The organism is Vibrio sp. 1580 (assembly GCF_033340055.1).
The window spans coordinates 1-586 of the sequence record NZ_JAWOVT010000482.1 but is presented as its reverse complement, the minus strand read 5'-3'; the positions used below and the strand labels follow the sequence as shown (position 1 = coordinate 586).

1 protein-coding gene is annotated in these 586 nt (G+C 48.0%); it reads left to right on the top strand.

Annotated elements, in window-relative coordinates; all coding sequences use genetic code 11:
* A partial coding sequence (locus tag R7093_RS26710; RefSeq protein WP_411913261.1) for a sensor histidine kinase occupies window positions 1–586 on the top strand: 586 nt, incomplete at both ends.

The window sequence follows — 586 nt, the reverse complement described above, 5'->3', positions numbered from 1 at the left end:
CGCATTGGCATGGTTTCAGATGCTGGTAAACAAGGCACGTCTTGCCAATCTCAATGTGAGCTTGGAAGAAAAAGTCATGCAACGCACGGTTGTACTAAGTGAAGCAAACCACAAATTGCAGCAAACGGTTAGTCAGTATGAACAAAGCCAGCAAGAGCTAAGACAAACTCAGCAAGAGCTGACTCAAGCCGCCAAACTTGCTTTGCTGGGAGAGTTGTCTGCCAGTATCAACCACGAGATAAACCAACCACTTGCCGCGCTGAGAACTTACACCGAAAACTCCCAGCGCTTGTTGTCGATGGAACGCTACCCGATGGTCGCAGACAACTTAAACAAGATGCTCTCGCTAAACGAGACTATTGCCGAGGTCATTGCTAGGCTAAAAGTCTTCACCCGTAAAACTTCTCATGAACCTCATAATGAAGTGTCGATACTCCACGATGCGGTGCACAATGCCACCAGCATATTGAGCAATAAGTTGATCAAGCAAGGCGTCACGCTCAAAGTACCGACGATCGACCACGAGGTGAGGCTCGCCATTCACAGCGTTGAACTAGAACAAGTGCTCATCAATCTGTTCCACAAC